18 protein-coding genes and 2 pseudogenes are annotated in these 22,952 nt (G+C 61.0%); 12 read left to right on the top strand and 8 right to left on the bottom strand.

The genetic code is table 11. The annotated features are described in order from the left end of the window. Positions 1–21 precede the first annotated feature (21 nt). The 6 genes from CUJ91_RS23975 (at position 22) to CUJ91_RS23950 (ending at position 5,532) form a co-directional block, all read left to right on the top strand. Positions 22–975, top strand: coding sequence for a choline ABC transporter substrate-binding protein (locus tag CUJ91_RS23975; protein ID WP_006052159.1), 954 nt, complete (start codon positions 22–24; stop codon positions 973–975). A gap of 267 nt (positions 976–1,242) precedes the next feature. Beyond that, positions 1,243–2,391 (top strand): porin, encoded by a 1,149-nt coding sequence (locus CUJ91_RS23970; RefSeq protein WP_029971725.1) that lies wholly within the window; start codon positions 1,243–1,245, stop codon positions 2,389–2,391. Positions 2,392–2,469: 78 nt separating this feature from the next. After that, positions 2,470–2,766, top strand: a complete 297-nt coding sequence (locus CUJ91_RS35215) for a DUF2964 family protein (RefSeq protein ID WP_310400423.1) — start codon at positions 2,470–2,472, stop codon at positions 2,764–2,766. Between the two features lie 372 nt (positions 2,767–3,138). After that, positions 3,139–3,612: a universal stress protein gene (locus CUJ91_RS23960; RefSeq protein ID WP_053860651.1), complete on the top strand. Its 474-nt coding sequence runs from the start codon at positions 3,139–3,141 to the stop codon at positions 3,610–3,612. A 42-nt stretch (positions 3,613–3,654) separates the two neighbouring features. After that, positions 3,655–4,695, top strand: coding sequence for a zinc-dependent alcohol dehydrogenase family protein (locus CUJ91_RS23955; protein ID WP_114157326.1), 1,041 nt, complete (start codon positions 3,655–3,657; stop codon positions 4,693–4,695). Between the two features lie 147 nt (positions 4,696–4,842). After that, positions 4,843–5,532: a CBS domain-containing protein gene (locus tag CUJ91_RS23950; RefSeq protein WP_114157325.1), complete on the top strand. Its 690-nt coding sequence runs from the start codon at positions 4,843–4,845 to the stop codon at positions 5,530–5,532. Between the two features lie 67 nt (positions 5,533–5,599). Here the strand turns inward: CUJ91_RS23950 and CUJ91_RS23945 are convergent, their stop codons facing one another. Beyond that, complete coding sequence (locus tag CUJ91_RS23945; RefSeq protein WP_114157324.1) at positions 5,600–7,036, bottom strand: ATP-binding protein; 1,437 nt, start codon at positions 7,034–7,036, stop codon at positions 5,600–5,602. Further along, entirely contained in the window at positions 7,037–7,696 is a 660-nt protein-coding gene (locus tag CUJ91_RS23940) for a response regulator (protein ID WP_053860654.1), read from the bottom strand. A 254-nt stretch (positions 7,697–7,950) separates the two neighbouring features. On the opposite strand from CUJ91_RS23940, the gene CUJ91_RS23935 reads away from it, so the two are divergent. Together CUJ91_RS23935 and CUJ91_RS23930 are read left to right on the top strand one after the other, a co-directional pair. Beyond that, positions 7,951–8,874 carry a LysR family transcriptional regulator gene (locus tag CUJ91_RS23935; protein WP_006052151.1) on the top strand — a complete coding sequence of 308 codons (924 nt, stop codon included), beginning with the start codon at positions 7,951–7,953 and terminating at the stop codon, positions 8,872–8,874. 44 nt (positions 8,875–8,918) lie between these two features. Further along, on the top strand, positions 8,919–9,860 hold the full coding sequence (locus tag CUJ91_RS23930) for a quinone oxidoreductase family protein (RefSeq protein ID WP_114157323.1): 942 nt from the start codon (positions 8,919–8,921) through the stop codon (positions 9,858–9,860). A gap of 38 nt (positions 9,861–9,898) precedes the next feature. Here CUJ91_RS23930 and CUJ91_RS23925 read toward each other — a convergent pair whose 3' ends face one another. Next, positions 9,899–10,459: an acyltransferase gene (locus CUJ91_RS23925; protein WP_114157322.1), complete on the bottom strand. Its 561-nt coding sequence runs from the start codon at positions 10,457–10,459 to the stop codon at positions 9,899–9,901. Positions 10,460–10,948: 489 nt separating this feature from the next. On the opposite strand from CUJ91_RS23925, the gene CUJ91_RS23920 reads away from it, so the two are divergent. Both CUJ91_RS23920 and CUJ91_RS23910 read left to right on the top strand, forming a co-directional pair. Continuing rightward, positions 10,949–13,684 (top strand): MGH1-like glycoside hydrolase domain-containing protein, encoded by a 2,736-nt coding sequence (locus CUJ91_RS23920; protein WP_114157321.1) that lies wholly within the window; start codon positions 10,949–10,951, stop codon positions 13,682–13,684. Between the two features lie 1,285 nt (positions 13,685–14,969). Continuing rightward, positions 14,970–15,382 (top strand): annotated as a pseudogene (locus CUJ91_RS23910) (nuclear transport factor 2 family protein). Positions 15,383–15,503: 121 nt separating this feature from the next. On the opposite strand, the gene CUJ91_RS23905 reads toward CUJ91_RS23910, so the two are convergent. The 5 genes and pseudogenes from CUJ91_RS23905 to CUJ91_RS34925 form a co-directional block, all read right to left on the bottom strand. Then, on the bottom strand, positions 15,504–16,235 hold the full coding sequence (locus CUJ91_RS23905; protein WP_114157319.1) for an ABC transporter substrate-binding protein: 732 nt from the start codon (positions 16,233–16,235) through the stop codon (positions 15,504–15,506). Between the two features lie 45 nt (positions 16,236–16,280). After that, positions 16,281–17,561 (bottom strand): MFS transporter, encoded by a 1,281-nt coding sequence (locus CUJ91_RS23900; protein WP_114157318.1) that lies wholly within the window; start codon positions 17,559–17,561, stop codon positions 16,281–16,283. Positions 17,562–17,700: 139 nt separating this feature from the next. Then, positions 17,701–18,750, bottom strand: a complete 1,050-nt coding sequence (locus CUJ91_RS23895) for an Ldh family oxidoreductase (protein ID WP_114157317.1) — start codon at positions 18,748–18,750, stop codon at positions 17,701–17,703. Positions 18,751–18,922: 172 nt separating this feature from the next. Beyond that, positions 18,923–19,825, bottom strand: a complete 903-nt coding sequence (locus CUJ91_RS23890) for a LysR family transcriptional regulator (RefSeq protein ID WP_006052142.1) — start codon at positions 19,823–19,825, stop codon at positions 18,923–18,925. A 222-nt stretch (positions 19,826–20,047) separates the two neighbouring features. After that, positions 20,048–20,566, bottom strand: a pseudogene (locus tag CUJ91_RS34925) (SDR family oxidoreductase); the annotation flags it as partial. 342 nt (positions 20,567–20,908) lie between these two features. Between CUJ91_RS34925 and CUJ91_RS23880 the strand changes: the two are divergent. Both CUJ91_RS23880 and CUJ91_RS23875 read left to right on the top strand, forming a co-directional pair. After that, positions 20,909–21,346 carry an SET domain-containing protein gene (locus CUJ91_RS23880; RefSeq protein WP_114157316.1) on the top strand — a complete coding sequence of 146 codons (438 nt, stop codon included), beginning with the start codon at positions 20,909–20,911 and terminating at the stop codon, positions 21,344–21,346. 318 nt (positions 21,347–21,664) lie between these two features. Continuing rightward, on the top strand, positions 21,665–22,894 hold the full coding sequence (locus tag CUJ91_RS23875; protein WP_114157315.1) for a hypothetical protein: 1,230 nt from the start codon (positions 21,665–21,667) through the stop codon (positions 22,892–22,894). Positions 22,895–22,952 lie beyond the last annotated feature (58 nt).

Genomic DNA, 22,952 nt, shown 5'->3' with positions numbered 1-22,952 from the left:
ACCCACCCACAGGAAGCCGCGATGATGAACAAGCTATTCAAACAGGCCATGTCCGGCGTTGCGCTGCTATGCGCGGCGGCGAGCTTTGCGTCGGCCGCCGAGCCGCAATCGTGCATGCAGGTCAACATGGCGGGGCCGGGATGGACCGACATCGACGCAACGAATGCGATGACCGGCGTCGTGCTGAAGGCGCTCGGCTATAAGCAGAAGGTCGCGAACCTGTCGGTGCCGATTACGTATCAGGGCCTGAAAAAAGGGCAAATCGACGTATTCCTCGGCAACTGGATGCCCGCGCAGGCGCCGGTCGTCAAACCCTTCGAAGAAGAAAAGTCGATCGTGGTCGTGCATCCGAACCTGAGCAATGCGAAGTTCACGCTTGCCGTGCCCGACTATGTGGCGGCAGCCGGCGTCCACTCGTTCGCGGATCTCGCGAAGAATGCCGACAAGTTCGACAGCAAGATATACGGCATTGAACCGGGCGCGCCGGCCAACCAGAACATCAAGAAAATGGTGGATGACAAGGCGTTCGGACTCGATAGCTGGAAGGTCGTGGAATCGAGTGAGACGGGCATGCTCACGCAAGTGGAGCGGGCCGTGCGCGAGAAGAAGTGGATCGTCTTTCTTGCGTGGGAGCCGCATGTGATGAATACGAAGTTCAAACTGTCGTATCTGGACGGAGGCGACAAGTACTTCGGCCCGAACTACGGCGGCGCCACCGTGAACACCGTTGCGCGCAGCGGCTATGCGGAGCAGTGTCCGAATGTCGGCCGTCTTTTCAGGCAGCTTACGTTTAACGTCGATTTGGAAAATGGCGTGATTACTGAAGTACTGGAAAAGAAAACCAGTGTCGATGTGGCCGCAACCGAAGCACTCAAGCGTCATCCCGATCTGCTCAAATCGTGGCTCGACGGCGTGAGCACCGCGAACGGCGCCAATGGGTTGCAAGCCGTGCAAACGGCGCTCGGTGTGAAATAACAAAGGCCATTGCAATCGCCAGGTCGCGAGGCGACAGATTCATGTCGCATCCAATCGATTCGCCGTAAATCTGGACCCGTATTCTTGACTCGTCGATGCCGGCCTGGCGGAATTTTAATGCTCAACAAATAGCAGCCAGGTCTTATCGACCGGTCTCAACCGGTTTCGAACTGCCCGTCATGCGAGAAATGCCGCACGCCTGAAAGCCGCGCGGCAGGGATCGCTTTATCCAACGAATTGCGCAGGCATAGAGCAGGGGAGAATTAGATGAAGAAGAGAAATGCCGTCAGTCTTTCGGGACTCGCTATTGCAGCAAGTGCGGTATGTGCGCCAACGGCTGTCCATGCACAAAGCAGCGTCACGCTGTATGGCATTCTGGACGCCGGCATTACGTACGTGAACAACGCCGGTGGTTCCCACCAGGTGAAGTTCGACGACGGCATTTCGTATGGCAACCGGATCGGCTTCAAGGGCGTCGAAGATCTCGGCGGCGGCTTGCAGGCGGTATTCGTACTCGAGTCGGGTTTCCACGTAGGCAATGGACAACTTGGATTCGGTGGCGCTGAGTTCGGACGCCAGGCGTATGTCGGTCTGAAGAACAACTGGGGCACCTTGTCGTTTGGTAACCAGCTCGACATGACCGAAGAATTCGCGTACCTGTACAACATATCCGCGTGGGCAAGCGGTTACGCGATCCACCAGGGCGACTTCGACCGGATGAACGGCGACCGGCTGCCTAACTCGATCAAATTTCTCTCCGCCGATATATCCGGCTTTTCTTTCGGCGGCATGTACTCGTTCGGCAACACGGCCGGCGACTTCCATCAGAAAAGTGCGTGGAGCGTGGGCGCACGCTATGAGCACGGTCCGTTCAACATGGGCGCCGCTTATACGCAGTTGAACAACCCGTTCGGCATCTATGCATTCGATCCGTACGCGATGATCGGCACGCATACTTTCCTCGGCAGGCCGACCGTTTCCGTCGATCCTGCAACCGGCGCGGTTACAGATTTGTATAGCTCGACTTCATTTCCGGTCGACAGGCAGGGCGCGTTTGCAGTCGGCGCCGCTTATACGATCGGCAATGTGATGCTGAGCGGCAACTTCACTTACACGACGATCAAGGGCCTTGGTCAGACCTCGCATATGCAGGTTTATGAAGGCGGCGCTTCGTATACGTTCACGCCGGCGTTGATGCTCTACGGCGGCTATCAGCACACGCGATTCGAAGGAAACCACTGGAATCAGGGCTCGCTCGGGCTTCACTACCTGTTGTCGAAACGCACGGACGTGTACATCTCGGGCGATTATCTGCGCGCATCGGATGGTGTGAATGCGGTGATCGGCTATAGCTTCACGCCGTCGTCGACCAGCACGCAGGCTGATGTGCGTATTGGCATGCGCCATTCGTTCTGAAGCGGCGCGGCGGATTTCTGTGAGCGGGAATCCGCCTGGATTTAGCCGTTAATTTGCAGCCGTTGAAGACAGGGCGCAATGCGTCGCACCTTCGCGGCTCTTACGCTTGACCTCGATCAAGAGCGCCCACGTCTTCTGACCGATGATGTCGTTACGACTTTAATCATCGCGTTGGAGGACATCATGACTAGCTCGGACGGCAGGATCTTATTTTCGGCAATCGCCGTTTTTGTGGCGCTCGGGGGCATAGGGGTGTCGATCCGCGGCTTGCTGTTCGACGAGCCGTCATTTTTTCGTTATGGCGTTGCCGGTGTAGTCGGTGGCGTTGCGTGCTTCGTGTGGCTACTCAATTCCGCACGCGACGGCAACTCGTGATCGCCTGGCTGCGTAGCGGCCGCTTGCTGACGTCAGCGGCGCTCCGAGCATTGCCCCCAAGCATCGCCACCACCAGCGGCCAGACCCTGCTCTGACGCTGTCTCCTCATCATCAATACATTCAATATGCCAATGCCCGTTTTGACGAGCCCATAGGCGGGCACGCCTTCGCGCCAGCCGTTGGCAATCGTTTCGTCGTGAGCGTTGCACTAAATCAAACGATGTGCACCGTGCGCGGCGCTGCGACCTCGTTGACGCAGGTCAATCGTCAGATGCGGATACGCGCTCATGATTCTCTCATCGACTCGCTGCTCCAGGTGGCTTTCGCTGCCGCAACGGTCGACGGAAACGTGCAGATCGGGCGGAGGCAAACATGTACGCACACATCGTGGTGGCACTCGACGGCAGCGACGCAGCCAAGCGCGCGCTGAGCGAAGCGATTCAGTTGACGAAGCTCTCGCGCGGCAGGTTGACGGTCGTCTACGTGCTCGATCAGTCGGCCGCGTTCACGTACGCAGGCGCCTGCGATCCGCATCTTCTGAGCGGCGCCGCGCGGCAGGTCGGAACCACGCTGCTCGATGGCGCACAGAAACAGATGCGCGAGATGGACGTCGTGGGCGACACGGAGATCGTGGAAACGCGGGGCATCGCCGAAGACATCGCCGGCACGTTGCTGCGCTTCGTTCAGTGGAGCGGCGCGGACCTTGTCGTGATGGGCACTCACGGACGGCGCGGATTGCGGCGCATGGTGATCGGCAGCGTTGCCGAGCGTTTCGTCCGCCATGCGACGTGCCCCGTTCTGCTGGTTCGCGAGCCCACTGACGCAAAGCGCGAGGCGCCGCTTTGATCTGAACTAGCCGCTCGTCTCTTTGATCATTGGAGTCATCTTGTGAAAGCACTGGTTTATCACGGCGCCGGGCAAAAATCACTCGACGAGCGGCCGATGCCGCAACTCGCGTCGCCCACCGACGCCATCGTCAAGGTGACACGCACGACGATCTGCGGCACCGACCTGCATATCCTGAAGGGCGATGTCCCCACCTGCGAGCCGGGGCGCATTCTCGGCCATGAAGGAGTTGGAATCGTCTATCAGGTTGGCGCTGCCGTCAGCACGCTGAAAGAGGGCGACCCGGTGCTTATCTCGTGCATTTCGTCGTGTGGCAAGTGCGACTACTGCCGGCGCGGAATGTACTCGCACTGCGCGACGGGCGGATGGATTCTTGGCAACAGGATCGACGGCACGCAAGCGGAATACGTGCGCATTCCTCACGCCGAAACAAGCCTGTACCGCATTCCCCAAGGTGCGGATGAAGAGGCGCTAGTGATGCTTTCCGACATCCTGCCGACCGGCTTTGAATGCGGTGTTCTCAACGGCAAGGTTGAACCGGGAAGCACGGTGGCGATTGTCGGCGCGGGGCCGATCGGGCTCGCGTCGCTGCTTACCGCGCAGTTCTATTCGCCGGCGCAGATAGTGATGATCGACCGCGACCCTTACCGTCTGGAGGTGGCGTCGCGCTTCGGGGCGACGGCGTGCGTCGATAGCGGCGTCGACGATCCGGTGGCAAAGCTCATGAAGCTCACCGCCGGAACGGGCGCGGATTGCGTGATCGAGGCCGTGGGTGTGCCCGAGACTTTCGAGCTATGCCAGGCGCTGGTGGCGCCTGGCGGCGTCATCGCCAATGTGGGCGTGCATGGCGTAAAGGCGGATCTGCATCTGGAATCGCTGTGGGATCGCAACATCTCGATCACGACGCGTCTCGTCGATACGGTCAGTACGCCGATGCTGCTGAAGACCGTGCGCGCCGGCCGGCTCAGCGCCGCGAGCCTGATCACGCATCGCTTCAAGCTCGACGATGTACTGAAAGCCTACGAGACGTTCGGCGATGCAGCCCGATCGCATGCGTTGAAGGTCATCATCGAAGTGGCGTAAAGGCTCGTTCGAGCGTCAGCCGGCATTCGAGCCTCGCCGACATGATCCACGTCAAACAGAACGGTGCCGCACACGCCTAACCTTGAATAGCACAGGGGTTTGCCGCGTTGCCCCTCGATTCAACGCCCAACCTTCAGGAGGCTTACCATGCGCGCATCCGATGTCATGACCCACACCGTTGTCTCGGCCACGCCCGACATGACCATTCGTCAGGTCGCCAAGATGTTTGTCGATAACGGCATCAGCGGCGCGCCAGTGCTGGATACGGACGGCAGCATCGTCGGCATCATCAGCGAAGGCGATCTGCTTCGCCGCAGCGAGATCGGAACCGACGAGACCAGGCGCGCGTCGTGGCTCGATTTCTGGTCCGCGAGGCATGAGGCGCGCGATTACGTCAAGACGCATGCGGCCAAGGTGAGCGATGTGATGACGACCGATGTGGTGACCGTGCAGCCTGACACGCCGCTTGGCGAAGTTGCGGGCATTCTCGAAGCACGGCACATCAAACGCGTGCCTGTGACGGAACGGGGACAGGTGGTCGGCATCGTGAGTCGTGCCAATCTCGTCCAGGCGCTCGCGAGCGTGCCCGATGAACCGGTGTCGGACGCCACGCTCTCGGACGCCGAAATCCGTGCGGTCCTCATGGTTGAACTGGCGGGGCGCAGATGGGGCTTTGCCGGCCGCAATATCGTGGTGACAGACGGCGTCGTGCATCTATGGGGCGTTTTCCAGTCGGCCGACGCCGTGGATGCCGTTCGCGTCGCGGCGCAGAACATACCCGGCGTCAAGCGTGTGGAAGATCACACCGAGCCGTATCAGATGATGCCTGGCATCTAGTAGCGGAAAGTAGCTCCGTACTTCTGCGCGTGCCCGATACCCGCGTCGCCTGCGATACCAACCGCCGCTAAGCCGCGGGCTTCAGTCGCTCGTCAGGCGCGGCGCCAGAGGCGGGGAACGATACTTCGACGGCGAGTCCGCGGCTCTCAAAGCCGGGCCCGAAGCGCACGGTCGCGCCAAAGTGTTCGGCAATGCGCGCGACAATCGAGAGGCCAAGACCGCTGCCGGTCGCCTGGTTGCCGGTGGCGCGAAAGAACCGGCTGGTCAGACGGGCGACATCTGCCGAGGCCACACCGGGGCCGTCGTCGCGCACGGTCACGACAACGCGATCATCGAGCGGCTCGGTCGCGCGCTTGACCGCAATTTCGATGTTGCCGCCCTCGCTTCCGTACTTGATTGCGTTGTCCACTAAATTGTCGAACAGGATACCGATCAGCACAGGCTCCGCATTGATTTCGGCCTGCATGTCGCAGTCGAGCATCGCGCGCATGTTTTTTTGCTGCAGGTTGCCGGCGTTCGCCAGCACGGCATCCTTCGCGAGCGACCCAGGCGCGAGCGGTGCCGTCGACAGTTTTTCATGCATGTCCAGACGTGCGAGCAGCAGCAATTGCTCGGCGAGCCGCGCGCTGCGATCCACGCCTTGCACGACGCGCTCCATCGCGAGTCGCTGCCGCGCCGGGTCCGGCTCGGCGAGCGCAACCTGTGCCTGAACCTTGATGGCGGCCAGCGGCGTCTTCAGTTCGTGAGCGGCGTCGGCGGTAAACGCGCGTTCACGTTCAAGCGAATGGTGCAGACGCGAGAGCAGCAGATTGAGCGCGTCGACGAGCGGCCGCACCTCGGTCGGCGCGTCGCCGATTTCGACAGGCTCGAGGCGGTTGATATGTCGCGAGCGGATTGCATCCGACAGCACGCGCAGCGGCGCAAGGCTCCAGCCGATGCTGAACCACACGAGCAACGCGAGGACCGGCAGCGCAATCAGGGCAGGGCGCGCGATACGGCTCGCCACTCCGCTGACCAGATCGCTGCGCGTATTGGCCTGCTCGAATACGCGCACCGTGTGGCCGAGCGCCGTGCCGCGCAGCGTGAACGAGTGATACGTCTGACCGTCCAGCACGACGTCTTGCGTGCCCGTGACCGCCGGCAGCGGCAGGTCCCATGCACCGAGCGCGCGCAGGGCAGGGCTGCCGGCAATCACGTCGCCGTCGCGCGTGCGCACCTGAAAGAGCGCGTCGCGCGGCAGCGAGTCGTCGTCGTCGTTCTCGCTCGCACTGGTCGCGCCGCCTCTTTCTTCCTCGCGCACGTCGATGTGCGCGTTGGCAAGCGTGGCGAGGTTGGCCCGGTCGAGAAGCGCGAGCACCTGCGCGACTTCCGCGAGGCGCGCTTCTTCCCATTCGCCGACTTCGTGCGTGGCCTCACGATAACTCGACGCAAGCGCAATCGCCCAGACCGCCGCGATGCTGCCGAGCACGAGCAGCATGAGCCGCCTGCGAATGGATGCGCTCATTTACTCTTTCTCCACAACGTAGCCGATATTGCGCACGGTTCGTATGAGCTTTGCGCCAAGCTTTCTGCGAAGGTTCGAGATGTGCACCTCGATTGCATTGCTTTCGATTTCCTGCTGCCAGCCATACAGGCTTTCTTCGAGCCGCGAACGCGACTGCGGAATGCCCTGGTTGGTCAGCAATTGCAGCAGGATTGCCCATTCGCGCGACGTGAGCGGCACCCGCGTGCCGGCAAGCTGGGCCGTTTGCGCCGCGGGGTTCACCGTGAGATCGCCATAGCGGATCAGCTCGACGCTGCGGCCTTGCGCGCGGCGAAGCAAGGCGCGGCAACGGGCCGTGAGTTCCGTGAGGTCGAAGGGCTTGCCGAGGTAATCGTCCGCGCCGGCCTCGAGACCGCTCACGCGGTCCACCACCGTGCCGCGTGCCGTCAGCACAAGCACCGGCACGTCGTTGCCGGCGTCGCGGATTCGCTTGAGCAGATCCATGCCGGACACGCGCGGCAGGCCGAGATCGAGTACGACGAGCGCGTAGCTCGTGGTGTCCAGCGCGAGGCCGGCTTTATGGCCGTCGCGCGCCCAGTCGACCGTGAAACCCGCCTGACGCAGACCCGCTTCGACCCCGCAGCCGATCAGGTCGTCGTCTTCAACCAGTAGTACACGCATGGGACGCAAATTCCGTTGAGTGTTGTGATAGTGATTGCAATGCATCGCGGAAAAGCGGCGCTGGAGTCCGCAGTTTAACCGCGCTGGCATCGCATGCATTACCGGTATGCGAATGGATTCTGCTTGCCCGCTTGAACGGCCTTCCTTGACAAAGACCGCGTATTGATACGAACCTTATGCCCCCGCAGCATGCGACGAACGCAATCGACATTCGGCTGCACATTACCTGCAAGACCTTGAGCACATGAATACCTATGCCGATAAGCATTTCGTTTGAAGTCCTGGAGGTGCTGGACGCGATCGACCGTACGGGCACGTTCGCTGAAGCTGCGGAAACGTTGCATCGCGTTCCTTCGTCGCTAACGTACCTCGTGCAAAAACTGGAAAGCGACATGCAGGTCGAGCTTTTCGACCGCAGCGGCAGACGGGCGAAACTCACGGAGGCAGGGCGCTTTCTTATCGATGAAGGGCGTCAGCTTCTGGCAGCCGCACGGCATCTCGAAGCGAAAACGAAGGGCATACAGAGCGGCTGGGAAAGCGAGTTGCGAATATGTCTGGATGCAATCCTGCCGTCCGCATCGTTATGGCCGCATGTTCGTGCTTTTTATGACCTTGGAATGGTGACGCAGTTGCGCCTTTCGACCGAGGTGCTTGGCGGCGTATGGGACGCGCTGGTGACGCAGCGCGCCGATCTCGCGGTGGGCGCATTCGGCGAGCCACCGCATGCATCGAATATTGCAGCCCGGCCGATAGGCACCCTTCGCCATGTGTTCGTCGTTGCGCCCGACCATCCACTTGCCGATTTGCCGCAGCCGCTGGAAAGCGCGGCAATCGCGCGATACAGGGGCGTCGTGATAAGCGACACGTCCCGGCAATTGCAGCCTCAATCGGTCGCAAGGCACGACGGACAGAGCGTGATCGTCGTGCCCACACTCGCCGCCAAGGTCGAAGCGCTGTGCGAAGGTATCGCTGTCGGCATGTTGCCCGATCGCGTGGCGGAAGGCCCGATAAGCGAAGGCAAGCTCGTGACGCGACGCGTCGCGGGCGTGCGTGAATATACAAACTGTTATCTCGCGTGGCGCGAAGACAAAATGGGCCGCGCGTTGGAGTGGTGGATCGCTCAGCTCGACAAACCGGATCTGGTCGAGCGATTTTTTGGGGCGTTGCCGCCGCGTTGATGCATCATTGACGGCATCTCATCCATCGGAGCGTTCCCGTCATCATGAAGGCACTTAGATTTGCGCAGTTCGGTCAGCCGGACGTCTTGTTCGTCGACGAAGTTCCGGCGCCCTCTGCCGGTGCCGATACCGCGATTGTTCAGGTGCGGGCGGCATCCATCAATCCGAGCGACGTAAAGAATGTCGGCGGCCGCATGAGCCAGACGACGCTGCCGCGCACGCCGGGGCGCGACTATTCGGGCGTCGTGATTGACGGCCCGCAGGAATGGCTCGGCGTGGAAGTGTGGGGCTCGGGCGATGCCGGCTTTACCTATGACGGCACACACGCCGAGCAGATCGCGGTGCCCGTCGCGAGCCTTTGTCGCAAGCCGGGCAACCTGTCGCACGAACAGGCGGCGGCGATCGGCGTCAACTTCGTGACCGCGTGGTGCGCGATAGTCGAAGCGGCGCAGGTCACGAACGCGGACACGGTGGCGATCATCGGGCTGGGCGGCGTAGGCGGCGCGGCGGCGCAGATCGCGCGGCGCATTGGGGCAAGGGTGATTGGCGTGACGCGAGGCGCGCGCATGAACCCGTATGTCGACGCCGCCGTCGACAGCCTCGGCGATACCGTCGCGCAGTTGCGTGCGGCGAGCGATGGCGGCGCATCCGTCGTGTTCGATACGGTGGGCGGCTCGATGTTCGAAACGGCCGTCAAAATGCTCGCATTGCGTGGACGTCTGATCGAAATCTCGGCGACGGATCGTCGTCAGGTGAGCTTTGACCTGGCCGATTTTTATCACAATGAAAGCCGGCTAATGGGCGTCGATTCGCTCAAGCGGGACCTCACCGCGGCCGCCAGGATTCTCGAAGACTTGCGCGCTGGGTTCGAGGAGGGCAGTTATCAGCCGCCCGCCATCGCCAGAACGTATGCACTCGGCGATGCCGTCGCGGCTTACCGTGCCGTCGACGCGGGCACATCGGGACGCATCGTGTTGAGCCTGTGAAAGCCGCGCTGTGAAAGCCGCAGCGGCGCGACGTCAGTCTAGTTGCGGACCCAGTCATCAGGCGCTTCGAAGGTCTTGATCACGCGTGCCGGTATGCCGCCGGCGAGGCTCCTGGGAGGAATTGCGCCGGTGACAATCGATCCGGCCGCAATGACACTGTGGTCGCCGATAGAAGCGCCTGCCAGAACCATCGAGTTCGCACCGATCCACACGTTGTTGCCGATTGAAACCGATGCCTCGGTTAGCGGTTCATCCGGGCATACCTGATGAAAGTGCGTGTCGTAGATATAGACCATGTCCGCGACCTTCACGGAGTGGCCGATCTTGATCGATTTCGCGGCGCATAAAACGACACCGTCGTTGAATAACGCGTTGTCGCCGACTTCGAGTACTGCATCCTGGAGCACAGTGAATTGCTGCCGAAGACGAAACGAGCGGAAGCAACAATTCTCTCCGAGCGTGACGCGTCCTTTGCCGGCGAAATCAGGAAAGTATCCGTCGACTATGGGTCGTCCCGTACATTGGACGGTCCGCGGTTTGACAAGCGAATAAAGGAGTCCCTTGAGGCTGGATCTTTTCAAAATACTTCTGAGGTCCATTTCTTTGACTCCTCCGAGTAATGCGTCAACGATAGGGAACTCGATATGGAAAATCGGGCCTTCGATGGTTGCGTTTTGGGGATGCGATTCTGACGTGACTCATTTGTTCACGCCGGGACAGGCCGCGGTATGGAGCCGGCCGTTCGCGGTATCGATATGCGGAACAGGTGAGTATACCAGTGCCTTCGGAGGCGGCTGAGTTGGCGGCTGAGTTGGCGTGAGTTCGCGACGACAGGCGGTGTCACCAGGTGCCCGTCGCGCTTCGCAGCCGCACCTACGCGCGAGCACCTGGACCAGTTCCACGTCGGCGGGATCGATGCTTTTCCAATAGTCATTCGCAAGGCCGCTTACCGTCGGTTTCCTCGGAGCGCATGGGACTAAGGTCCAATGGCGGCGGTGGTTCGAAGGTTGTAGCGTGAGCAGCAGCGGTCTGGCTGTTCTGTTTCATCACGATCAGCACATCGCGGCTCACCTGTACCGGAGGAAAACATGGGCCCTGCAATCGTGGATGTAGCCGAACAAGCACGCCTGAACGATGCGCGCGAGGCGAACGTGCCGTGGAAGAAGTGGGGGCCCTACATCAGCGAGCGGCAGTGGGGCACGGTGCGTGAAGACTACAGTGACAACGGCGATGCGTGGAACCACTTCACCCATGACCATGCGCGTTCGCGCGCCTACAGGTGGGGCGAGGACGGGCTAGGCGGAGTGTGTGACGATCAGCAGCGGCTGTGTTTTGCGCTGGCGCTATGGAACGGGCAGGACGCCATCCTGAAGGAGCGCCTGTTCGGCCTCACCAACAGCGAGGGCAATCATGGCGAGGACGTGAAGGAGTATTACTTCTATGTCGACAGCACGCCCACGCATTCGTACATGAAGTACCTTTATAAATATCCTCAGCGCGAATATCCGTACCGGGATCTCGTCCAGACGAACCGCCAAAGATCGCGCGAGGAGATGGAATACGAACTGCTGGACACCGGCATCTTCGACGATGACCGCTATTTCGACGTATTCGTCGAATACGCGAAGGCCGCTCCGGAAGATATCCTCGTGCGGATTACCGTGCACAACCGCGGGCCCGAGACCGCACCGTTACGCGTTCTGCCGACACTCTGGTTCCGCAATACATGGTCATGGGGCGAGGACGAGCGCAAGCCGTCCGTGCAGGATGCGGGCGCTGGCGTCATCCGGGCCGCGCACCACGATCTCGGCGAATACTGGCTTCACTGCGAAGGCGCACCAGAGACGCTTTTCACCGAAAACGAAAGCAATACGCAGCGCCTGTGGGATCAGTCCAACGCGTCGCGCTATCTCAAGGATGCGTTCCACGCGTACGTTGTCTCGGGACAGCGCGACGCCGTGAATCCGGAGAGAACCGGAACCAAGGCAGCGGCCCATTACAGCTGCGAGGTGCCTGGTGGCGGCAGCGCGACCATTCGCTTGCGCCTTGCGCCATCCAGACTCGACGACGCCTTCGGCGGCTTCGAGCAGATCTTCGATAGCCGCCTCGCCGATGCCAACGAGTTCTACGAGCGCATTACGCCCAGGTCGCTGTCCGAAGACCAGCGCCGGGTGCATCGTCAGGCGTTGGCGGGCATGCTCTGGGGCAAGCAGTACTACTACTTCGATCTCGAACTGTGGCTGCGCGAGCATGGCAGTCATCCGTTGCTCGACTCCGCGCGGCGCGATGTGCGCAATACCGAGTGGTTTCACATGTTAAACGCCGACGTGATCTCGATGCCGGACAAGTGGGAGTACCCGTGGTACGCGGCCTGGGACCTGGCCTTTCACACGATCGCGCTGGCGCAGGTCGATTTCGACTTTGCGAAGGAGCAGTTGCTGCTGATGCTGCGCAGCCTGTACGTGCACCCGAGCGGGCAAATTCCCGCCTACGAATGGAATTTCAGCGATGTGAATCCGCCGGTGCACGCCGCCGCCACGCTGTGGCTGTACAAGTATGAGAAAGAACTGGGACGAGCCGACCCGCGTTTCCTGGAGCGCTCGTTTCAGGGGCTGATGCTCAACTTTAACTGGTGGGTCAATCGCAAGGACCCCTCGGGCCGCAACGTATTCGCCGGCGGCTTTCTCGGTCTCGACAACATCGGCGTGTTCGACCGCAGCGCGGAACTGCCGACGGGCGGGGCGCTAGAACAGGCGGACGGCACCGCATGGATGGCGTTTTACTGCCAGACCATGCTGGAGATGGCGATCAATCTGACCGAGTACGACCCGCTCTACGAGGAGGTCGCCTTCAAGTTCGTTCAGCATTTCATGTGGATCGCCTATGCGATGGACCGACGCGGCGAACACGAAGACGAGATGTGGGACGAGCAGGACGGCTTTTTCTATGATCTGCTGCGCCTGCCCGACGGCAAGACGACGCGCCTGAAGATCAGGTCGCTGGTCGGGCTGCTGCCGCTGTGCGCGTCGACGGTGTTCGAGGCGCACTCTCTCGAGCGCATGCCCAGGCTCGCCGCGCTGATCGCGCAGTTTCGCAAACGCTACCCCGAATTGATCGCGCAGATTGCCCCGACCGACACGGGCTTCATCGGCTATAACCAGCGCAGGCTGCTGTCCATTCTGAACAGGCGCAAGCTGGAACGGGTGCTGCGCTATATGCTCGACGAGAACGAATTCCTCGGGCCGCACGGCATCCGTTCGCTCTCCCTGTATCACCTGGAACATCCTTATGTGATCAACGTCGGCGGACAGGAGTACAAAGTGCAATACCTGCCGGCCGAATCGAATACCGGCATGTTCGGCGGCAATTCCAACTGGCGCGGACCGGTGTGGATGCCGGTCAACCTGCTGATCGTCCGCGCGCTGGTGAACCTGTACAGTTTTTTCGGCGATGACTTCAAGGTCGAATGCCCCACCGGCTCCGGGCAGCAGATGACGCTCTTCGAAGTGGCGCAGGAGATTGTTCGTCGTCTGACCGGCACGTTTCTGCGCAATGCGGAAGGCAAACGACCGGTCTACGGCGGAACGGAAAAATTCCAGAGCGATCCTCACTGGCGCGACCTGATTTTGTTTTACGAGTACTTTCACGGTGACAACGGCGCGGGCCTCGGCGCCAGTCACCAAACCGGCTGGACGGGCCTCGTCGCGCCGCTGCTCGATCTGTTCGGGCGCGTCGACGCGAAGACCGCGCTGGAAATCGATCGTGCACGCGTGATGTCGCAAGTCGTCAGGGGGCAGGTGGGCGGAGAAGAGACCGGTGGATAGTGAGCGAGGCAAAGTGCCCGAGGTATGTCGCCGGTTTGCAGAAATTTGTTCCTGGCCAGCGGGCCTTAAAACAAAGGCTCGGGCGCTCTCAAGAACAATTTTCCCACGACGGTTTGGGCAAAAAATTGTTCTTTTAGGCAGCAATGCATAAATTTGTAGATTTCCCCAAGTGCCCGTGTTCCATGCGTCCGCTTGAACTCTTCCAGCCCAACGCTATTGTCGATCGTCAACCATTTTTGAGCCACCGACGTCCGTTCGCCCGGGCTACGCTGCGGATGCTGTTTCCGAGCCCTTAATCGTTCTGATTGTCGGCGGCATGAGCATCGATACATCGCATTCGCAACGCCGGACGACGGGATTGCTGAAAAGTAGAGCCGCGGGTGCGGTTGCCTCCAGCAGCGGAGATCCGAACTCCGCATCGAAGATATGCAAGCAAAGCCGGCGCAATGACAATCGTTGCTAAGAACCGTTGTCAACAGCCGGATGACCAGCGAGTCTGAGACATCAAGATTTTTCATGACCTTTGCGGACGTTAGACATCCACGAGTATCGGTTCCGCGCGCACCGCTATCGGCCACATGAATGCCTCCGCGCCTATCGGCAGACGTCGAATAAGCCCGATGGAGGAAACTGCGGAATGCCCCGATGCGGGCTTGAAGGCTTCGCGGCAGTGGCGATTGATAGGCCGGGGTGCTTAGCGGTGTCGGATGCAGCGCGTTCAGGCGGGATAGGCGTCGAGTTGTCCCGCGCTGTCAGCGTCGAAACGAGAAAAGGTAAATTGCACCGGGCGGCGTCGATCTGCGAACAGACCAAGATGATGGCTTTGCGCGACAGATTGCATGCGATCCAGTTCGGCATCGCCGCAGGCGTGCCGGCACATGAGCACGACGGCGAAACTCTGCTGTATGCAATCGACGTACCGTACGAGTTTCGAGATTGCAAACAGCAGAGTTGTATCAAGGCGCAAAATTGGACCAGTGGTCGCCTGATTCGCCGCACAGTGTCATGCGTCGTTCGCCGGAGATTTTCGGGCTGGCATACACGTGGCATGGGTGGGAGGGGTGTCGATCGATGTCATGAATGAGGCTATCTGTGCAGCAGCGAGCGGAGCGAGCGAACACCATCTCGGGTTTCGTCGAATCGGCCTGCACGGCCGGTTCGATTTGTTCGATACGCTGTACTGGTAACCCGCGCTCCGCTCATCTCGCGCCACGTCCTCGCCGCCAATCCACAAGGTAGCCGATTAAAACGGACACGATCCGATAAAAGGAAATGGAGAGATTCGATGAGCATCGAAGAGAACATTCAGATCGTGAAGGATTTCGTTGCAGCGATAGGCAGCGGCGATAAGCAAGGTCTGCTGGCGTTGGTTGCCGAAGATATCGAGTGGGTCATTCCGGGCGAAGATTGGCCGCTGGCCGGCACGCACCGCGCGCGGGGTTGGCGAAAGTGCTTCAGAAGGCTTCAGAGGAGGTGGAAATGACCTATCCAAAGCCTCCCGAATTCGTGGCGCAGGGAGACCGGGTTCTGGTCGTCGGCGTCGCCACGGGGAAAATCAAAGCGACGAACAGGACGTTCAAGGACGAGTGGGTATTCGCCATTACCGTCCGGAATGGCAAGCTGGCGAATATCCGGGAATATATCGACACGCAAGCACTGGCGCGGGCCTCTGACATGGACGCGAGCCGCGGGCTCTGAACCATCGGGATCGATACCTCGGAACGTCTACCAGGTTATGTTGACCGCCGTGCACTTCACTGCCGCGCGATAGAAGGTTCGGATGTGCAAGTGATGGCGGTCGGCTGCTGCGTGGCTTCCGTTATGCAGCAGGCGCAATTGACGCGCCGATGATCTCGTGGCGTGCGAGTGACTGCGCGACGAGCCCGGACGCCTTCGCTTCCTCGACGAAAGCCCCCAATGCATCTGCTACCGCTGGTCCACGGCTCTTCGGCAAACCCATTGCCTGACGGATCACCATGAATCGCTTATCGAGCAAACGCAGGCCACCTGCTTGACGTGCGTCTGCCTCGAGTTGTTGCTTGACGCCAGCCGCGACTTCGAGGCCCTGGTCCAGGAAGGTTTGGACGACTGTCGGGGACGTCGGCGCGCGTACGATTTGCGCATGCTTGAGCTCGCGAGTCAGGAACAGGTCATAAGCGCTTCCCTCGCCGACGGCCACGCGGACGGCGCGCTGATCGACGTCCTCGTTGCAGCGAATCGGCGAAGCGTCGCGGACCAGGTAGTAGCCTTCGATCAAAACGTATGGCTCGGTGAACGCGATGGTTTCTCCTCGTCGTGGGTCCACGGCGAAGAAGCCGACGTCCGCTCGTTCCTCGCTGACCACCTGGACAGACTTGCCCGCCGAATTGCAAACCATGAGTTCGAACTCCACCCCGAGGGTTGCGGCCAAGGCCCGCGCGAGGTCCACCGAAACACCGGTCGGTGCGCCTGACGTGTCCTTGCCCGCGAGAATCGGGTTGCCAAGATTGATCGATGCGCGCAGCTTGCCGGTAGGTGCGAACGCGCGAATGACGGATAGGTCGGGTTTCATGGTGAGAGTGTTAGAAGGTTGGAATTCGTGGATGAGCATGAGTGTTCAGCCGCAGACCCGCGCGTTGCTCGACTTTAGCTTCGTCGACGAACGCGGCCGCAGCAGTATCGCCACGGCGAGCACGCTGGCAAGCGCAATGCCGCCGGCGAGGACGAACGCGCTGAAGAAGGTATGACTTTGCTCGACGAGAAATCCGGTTGCAGCCGGCCCGACGATCCCTGCGCAGTTTGCGATGGCGTGCACGCATCCGCCGACGCTGCCGAGCCTCGGACCGGGGATCGTGTCCTGAATCAGCGCCCAGTAGGTGCTACCGCTGAGATATAGCGCGAACACGGCAATGGCCATCAGCAGCAGCGCGCTGGCTGTCGTGGTCACGGCGCCGGCCAGCGTAACGCAAACTCCCGCAGTCCCGAGGCATACGATCAGTACCCGTTTGCGGGCACGCAACGCATTGCCCGTGCGGCGAAAAATAAAGTCCGACAGCACACCGCTCAAGCCATAACCGATGAACCCTAGCAACCACGGCAGCACCGTCGCGAGACTCATACTCTTGAGGCTCAAATGACGGTCCATCATCAGAAAGCTCGGAAACCATGTCAGAAAGAAGAAAAGGATGTAGCTGTAGCCAAAGTACGAAATCATCGCCGCTAGAATGGCCGGCTGCTTGAGGTAGAAGCCGAGGCGCTGCACGTCCGAAGGATCTTCCGGGACGCTGCGGTCGGATTCGATAAGCCGACGCTCGTCGTCGGATACGCGCGGATGCTGATGCGGCTTGTCCGTCGCCATGAACTGCCAGAAGACCAGCCAGAGCAATCCCAAACACGCGATTGCCGCGAAGGCGACGCGCCAGCCGTAAGTCGCAGTCAGCAGACCGACTACCGGCCCCGCAACCGCGCCACCCAAGGGCAGACCGCAATTCGCAAAGCCGAATGCAGTCGCCGATTCCTTATGCGGGAACCAGTTGTTCACGAGCTTGTTGATCGTTGTCGCAAGCGGACCCTCGGCCATGCCGAACAAGGTGCGCACTGCCAGCAGCGACCCAAAGCCGGAGGCGAGGCCGGTCGCGCCGCATAGCAACGACCACATCAGGACTGCGCCTGAAAAGACGCGCTTGCCGCCCCAGCGGTCCGCCGCCCATCCGCCTATGAAATTGAATGCCGCGTAGCCGATGAAGAAGGTCGAAAACAACAGCCCGAGGCTGCCGGGCGACATATGCAGTTCCCGCATGACGGCGGGCGCGGCGACGGACAGCGCCGAGCGGTCGAGATAATTGATGAAGCCTGCGATGAACAGCAGCAGGACGATGCGCCATCGGATGTTTGTCACCTGTTGTCTCCTTCAAGCTTGCTATGTGCTTGACCGCCGGGCGCCCGTTGGGCCGCCCGGCCTGTCGCTTTTCTGTTCGCCGGCGCGCCGCGGGTCGAGGCGGTATGGGCGTTGTGGGTTACGCAGATAAATAGGCTTTTCAGTGCTGCGGACGCGCGGCCGCTTCCAGCATCGCGAGCTGTGCCGCACCGATATCGATGCCTTCGGCCATCTGGCGTTCCAGACGGCCGAGTTCGATCTCGCCGGGCACGATCACGGGCGCATCGGGATCGGCAGGCCTCGAGCCGTGCAGGATTGCCGCATAGTCGGCCATATGCTTCGCGAGCCACTCGGTGCTGCCGAGCCTGGTTGTATCGATCAGGATGAAGAAGTGGCCGAGATTCTGCGGTTGCTCAGGGTCGTCTTCCCAGGACTTCACGTGCGTCAGATAGGCCGCGCCGGAAAGCAGTCCAGCGAACAGGTCAACGACCAGCGCGAGGCCGTAGCCCTTGTGGCCGCCAATCGGCAGCAGGAAGCCGTCGAGCGCTGCTTTTGGGTCAGTGGTCGGCTTGCCTTGGGCGTCGGTCGCCCAATCGCTGGGAATCGGTTCACCGCGCTTGAGCGCGTTTCGAATCTTTGCCCGCGCCGCAACGCTGATCGCCATGTCCAGAATGAACGGATGACCGTCCGGATCCGGAACGCCGAAGCCGACGGGACTGTTTCCCAGGCGCGCATCGGTGCCTCCCCACGGCGCGATAGTCGTCGTCGCATTGCTGCCGATGATACTGGCGAACCCCTGCCTGGCAGCGAGGTACGAATAGGGCGACACCGGGCCGAAATGATTGCTGCCCCGAACGAACACGCACGCGATGCCGTGTTTGCGCGCCGCCGTCATCGCCAGATCGAGTGCGCGATAGCCGACGAGCGGACCGATGCCGTTGTCGCCATCGAGTCGGTGAAGCGCGGGACCGACCTGTTGGGCGGTGATCGACGGCGTGGGATTGATGCCACCGATGCGCAGGCGAGAGCCGTATGATTCGATTCGGCTCGTGCCGTGAGTGCGCAAGCCAAACAGGTCGGCGAGCACGAGGATGGTGGCGGTGTCGGTAGCGTCGGAGCGATTCAGGCCGAGCGCACAGAGTGCTTCGATGGTCAGCTCGGTCAGTTGCGCCTTGCTGACGATGCCGTGCGTTGAGGTGGTGTGCGTCATGGACAGGGTGTCTCCTTCGATCAAAAAGCAGTGCGAATCAGGTGGCTGCGACAGACAGCGCTTCCTTTTTGCAGATGATCGGGGAAAGGCGACCCACGTGACAAACGCATATTTCCGTGCAATTGGTGCGTCGTATGCACGAATCGATTCAAACTACCGGATAGCCGCGAAGCTATTGCAACGCATCGGATGCGCGCATCTCCGTCAGCAACTGGAGGAAGAAGCGTCCGGCGGAAGACAAGCCGCGTCCGCGACGCTGGAGTACGCCGAGTGTGCGCCGGATAGGCGGATCGGTGAGCGCCACGCTGGCGAGCACCTTGTGTGGCCCGCGAGGCATGGCCAGACGAGGCACGACGCCCACGCCAAGCCCTGCTTCGATCAGGCTCACGAGAGCGGGCACATGGCGCACTTCGCAGAACCATTTCGGGCGCTCAGCGACGCCCGCCAGCGCCTCATCTATCACCGCGCGATTGCCGCTGCCTTGCGCTATCGCCAGATAGTCGAGGTTGGCGAGTTCGGCCCAGGCGACAGCTTTGCGTTTCGCGAGCGGATGACTGCGCGGGCAGGCGAGAACGAACGGGTCGTCGAGGAGCGGCGTGAACTCGATATCGGGCTCGTGTGTCCCGACGTAAGTTAGCCCGAAATCAGCTTCACCCCGCGCGACAGCGAGAAAAACCATCGACGACGGCTCGTCGATCAGACGCAGCCGGATGCCCGGGTAGCGTTGATGATAGGCCGCAATGGCCTCCGGAAGGAAATAGCGTACAGCCGAAGGCACGCACGCAATGGTGAGTTCGCCCGTCATCTTGCGGGCGAGATCGTCGAATTCGAGCATCGAGTTGTCGACCTCGTTGAGGATCCGATACGCGCGCTCCAGAAATCCGCGGCCGACGATGGTCAAATCCATCTTGCGCGTGGTTCGCTCGAAAAGCCTGACGCCTAGTGCCTCTTCCAGCTTTTCTATTCGACGCGATAGCGCTGATGCCGAAAGATGCAGCGTGTCCGCTGCGGCGCGAAAGCTCCCCAGGTCGGCTGTAGCGACAAAGGCGCGCAAGTCGGATATCTCGAAGTCCATCCCAATGGTCACACCGTGAAAGGAGTTGGCTAGTGTCGGTGGAGTGGGACCCGATGTCAATTCGCGCGTGCGATACACGAATCGGCCATTTTTGCGCTTCGCCCGCCGCGATGGGGACGCGGCTCGGACCGTAGTAAAGAGCGCGTGTAGCACACGGTCGTCGCGCCGATGCTTCCGGCGCTCGCAGTCATGCCAGCAAGGAAGCGAGCCAATGTGTTACCGCTACGGCTCGTAGGGATTGCCCGCACCACCTGACGCGCCGAACACCTGCCCGGTCACGTAGCTCGCCTGCGCGGATGCGAGTTCCACGTAAAGCGGTGCAATTTCGGTGGGCTGCCCAGGGCGACCCATCGGCACCTGCTCCCCGAACTTCTGCACGTTTTCCGGCGTCTGTCCGCCGGGTGACCTGCAGCGCTGTCCAGAACGGACCGGGTGCCACGGCGTTGACGCGAATGCCTCGCTTGATCATCTGCTTCGCGAGCCCTTTCGTGAAGTTCGCAATTCCCGCTTTTGTCAGCGCGTAATCGAGCAGGTTCGCGGACGGCTCGTACGCGTTCACCGAACTGGTGTTGATGATGGCGGAGCCCGGCGGCATGTGCGGAATCGCGGCCTTTGTAATCCAGAACATCGCGTACAGGTTGGTGCGAATGTCCAGTCGAACTGCTCGGTCGTGATGTCGAGGATCGAATCGTGACTTTGCTGGCGCCCCGCGTTGTTGACCAGGATGTCGAGGCCACCCAGTTGTTGCCGGGACGCAAGGCGGTCGCGTTACCGGGCGACATTCGCAGTGAGTCGTTCTGCCAGTCACTTGTGAACAACGCCTGGCCCGCATCCTCGCGAGTCGGCGGCGACGAGCGAGCTACTCGCGACAGCAGCAGCAAGGCGGATTCCTGAGTCGAACATGGTGTCGGCGTGATGAGGCGCGTACGCACATGACGCAACCGATGATGTACGCTTACCGACTTAGAGAGCTTCATGAGAAAGATTTGTCTACGACCGTGAGGCGCGATGGCATCGTCGCCGGCCGAGCGGCCGTGGCTCTCCAGAATGCGTCGATAGTCCTTCACACACGATCAATCAACGATGAGAAGAATTTCTGTCCGCCGCTCGAGCGTCCATGGCCGCGGCGTGTTTGCGCTGAGAGCGCTGCGCGCAGGCGAACTCATCCTCGAATACACCGGTACGGTCATGGCCTGGAAGCATGCCGTAAGCCGCCATCGCCGATTCGGGGCGGCGGGCCATACGTTCCTCTTTGGTCTTTCCGATGGGCGGGTCATTGACGGTTCGCTTGGCGGCAACAGTGCGCGCTGGCTTAACCATGCTTGCGTCGCCAACTGTGAGGCGGTCGAGTCCGACGGAAGGGTCTACATTCAGGCAGTGTCGAATATCAAAGCCGGCGAGGAGCTGTTTATCGCATATGGGCTCACGACGGAGGGCCGCGCTTCAGCCGCAGTGCGAGCCCAGTATGCGTGCCGCTGCGGTCACCGTCGATGCCGCGGAACGATGCTCGCTGGCGTGTGATGCAGCTTGGCCTCGGTGCGGGGATTGCCTGAAACGAAGGCCGGCCGTCTGGCTGGAGACATCATGTGTGGGAGTGAGCCCAAGCTTGCAGAACACATGCAGCTTGTTTCCAAAGTGTAAGTCGAGGACGTCGCTTTAGCGACGATCACGGGTACTCCCGCCTTCGAACCTTAAGAGAATCTGAAGCATGCCCCTCTACTACCTGGGAAAACGATAAGGACCGCTATGCAACGGAATGCCTAAGCTGTAGCAGCGTCCATTATTTCGTGGTGCGCGCCTGGTCAGACGGATTCCGACGACGACAATGGGAGGTGTGCGATGCGGAAGTACATGTGGGCCAATGCATTGGTCGCATCAGCGGCTGTCGCGATTGCAGGCTGTGGCGGGGATGATCTCAACAATGACGGACCGCACCATGTGTCGGACATATCCGTACCCAACGTCAAGGCGGGCGTGAACTTCTCATTCGATATCGGCGTCGTCCTGGGTAGCCGGTACTACTTCACGGACAGGAACAACGCATCGCTGGATCAGATCGACATACCGTCGAAAGCCTTCGTCAAGCTCATCCAGGGAAGCGGGCCGCTCGCGTTCACTGGCCTCGGTTCCGGACCGAATTCGCAGGCCGGTCCAGACGGCGCAACTCCGGTCGGCAATCTCATCTATGCGGGTGATGTGAACTCCGTCAAAGTGGTCGATCCATCGGCGGGCGTCGTAACGAGCAAGATCACGGTCAGCGCAACGGGTGTGCGCGCAGATGAAGGTTGCGTGGATTCCGTGCACGGCATCTTCATGATTTCAAGCCCGGAAGAGACGCCTCCGTTCGCTACATTCATCAACACGGCCACGCAGACCGTTATCGCCAAAGTGACGTTCACCGATAGCGCGGGCCAACCCACCGCGGGCCTCGAAGCCTGCCGGTACGACGCTGCCGGCGACAACTTCTTCGTGAACGTCGACGGAAGCACGGCGAATCCTCATGGCGAGTTGGTGAAATTGCCAGGTGCGGCGATTCGCGCGATACCGAACGGTGGTACGCAGAACTATACGACCCTTGCGGGCGTCGCGATGTACTCCGAAGGCAATTGTGATCCTACGGGGCTGGCACTTGGACCCGGAAGCGATATTGCGGTGGGGTGCAGGGAAGGGACGACTGGCGCTCCCTTACTGATGCAGATACTGAACCGTTCGAACGGCGCGCTTCTGGCGTCTCTCAACGCTGGCGGCGGCGATCAGCTCGAATACGATGCGCCCACCAACCGGTACTACAACGCAGCGAGCCGCTGGACGTCTTCTGGCAATGCATCGACCAACGGCGCCTGCTCGTCCGCCTCGCCATGCACGCCGGTGCTCACTATCGTGGACGCAGGCAACCGCCGTATTGTTACCCGCCTGAACACGGGCAATAACGCGCACTCAGTTGCGATCGATCCGGCGACCGGTCTCATCTTCGTTCCGTATTCTTCAGCGACATCGCCTGCGGGGTGTCCGGGTTGCGCAGCAAACGGGTTCGTCAATGGTGGGGTGTCGGTCTTCGCGGCGCGATAAGACCCTAACGGCAACAGACCGGCACGGCGGCATGGATGCGCTCGATGGCAGGCCATTT

Source organism: Paraburkholderia graminis (assembly GCF_003330785.1).
GTDB lineage: Bacteria > Pseudomonadota > Gammaproteobacteria > Burkholderiales > Burkholderiaceae > Paraburkholderia > Paraburkholderia graminis.
This window is presented reverse-complemented; position numbering and strand designations above follow the sequence as displayed.

Coding starts and splice junctions, on each gene's coding strand:
- CUJ91_RS23945 (WP_114157324.1), bottom strand. CDS start 7,036: ATGAGCGCATCCATTCGCAGGCGGCTCATGCTGCTCGTGCTCGGCAGC.
- CUJ91_RS23960 (WP_053860651.1), top strand. CDS start 3,139: ATGTACGCACACATCGTGGTGGCACTCGACGGCAGCGACGCAGCCAAG.
- CUJ91_RS23935 (WP_006052151.1), top strand. CDS start 7,951: ATGCCGATAAGCATTTCGTTTGAAGTCCTGGAGGTGCTGGACGCGATC.
- CUJ91_RS23940 (WP_053860654.1), bottom strand. CDS start 7,696: ATGCGTGTACTACTGGTTGAAGACGACGACCTGATCGGCTGCGGGGTC.
- CUJ91_RS23925 (WP_114157322.1), bottom strand. CDS start 10,459: ATGGACCTCAGAAGTATTTTGAAAAGATCCAGCCTCAAGGGACTCCTT.
- CUJ91_RS23975 (WP_006052159.1), top strand. CDS start 22: ATGATGAACAAGCTATTCAAACAGGCCATGTCCGGCGTTGCGCTGCTA.
- CUJ91_RS23875 (WP_114157315.1), top strand. CDS start 21,665: ATGCGGAAGTACATGTGGGCCAATGCATTGGTCGCATCAGCGGCTGTC.
- CUJ91_RS23920 (WP_114157321.1), top strand. CDS start 10,949: ATGGGCCCTGCAATCGTGGATGTAGCCGAACAAGCACGCCTGAACGAT.
- CUJ91_RS35215 (WP_310400423.1), top strand. CDS start 2,470: ATGCGTCGCACCTTCGCGGCTCTTACGCTTGACCTCGATCAAGAGCGC.
- CUJ91_RS23930 (WP_114157323.1), top strand. CDS start 8,919: ATGAAGGCACTTAGATTTGCGCAGTTCGGTCAGCCGGACGTCTTGTTC.
- CUJ91_RS23970 (WP_029971725.1), top strand. CDS start 1,243: ATGAAGAAGAGAAATGCCGTCAGTCTTTCGGGACTCGCTATTGCAGCA.
- CUJ91_RS23880 (WP_114157316.1), top strand. CDS start 20,909: ATGAGAAGAATTTCTGTCCGCCGCTCGAGCGTCCATGGCCGCGGCGTG.
- CUJ91_RS23890 (WP_006052142.1), bottom strand. CDS start 19,825: ATGGACTTCGAGATATCCGACTTGCGCGCCTTTGTCGCTACAGCCGAC.
- CUJ91_RS23905 (WP_114157319.1), bottom strand. CDS start 16,235: ATGAAACCCGACCTATCCGTCATTCGCGCGTTCGCACCTACCGGCAAG.
- CUJ91_RS23950 (WP_114157325.1), top strand. CDS start 4,843: ATGCGCGCATCCGATGTCATGACCCACACCGTTGTCTCGGCCACGCCC.
- CUJ91_RS23895 (WP_114157317.1), bottom strand. CDS start 18,750: ATGACGCACACCACCTCAACGCACGGCATCGTCAGCAAGGCGCAACTG.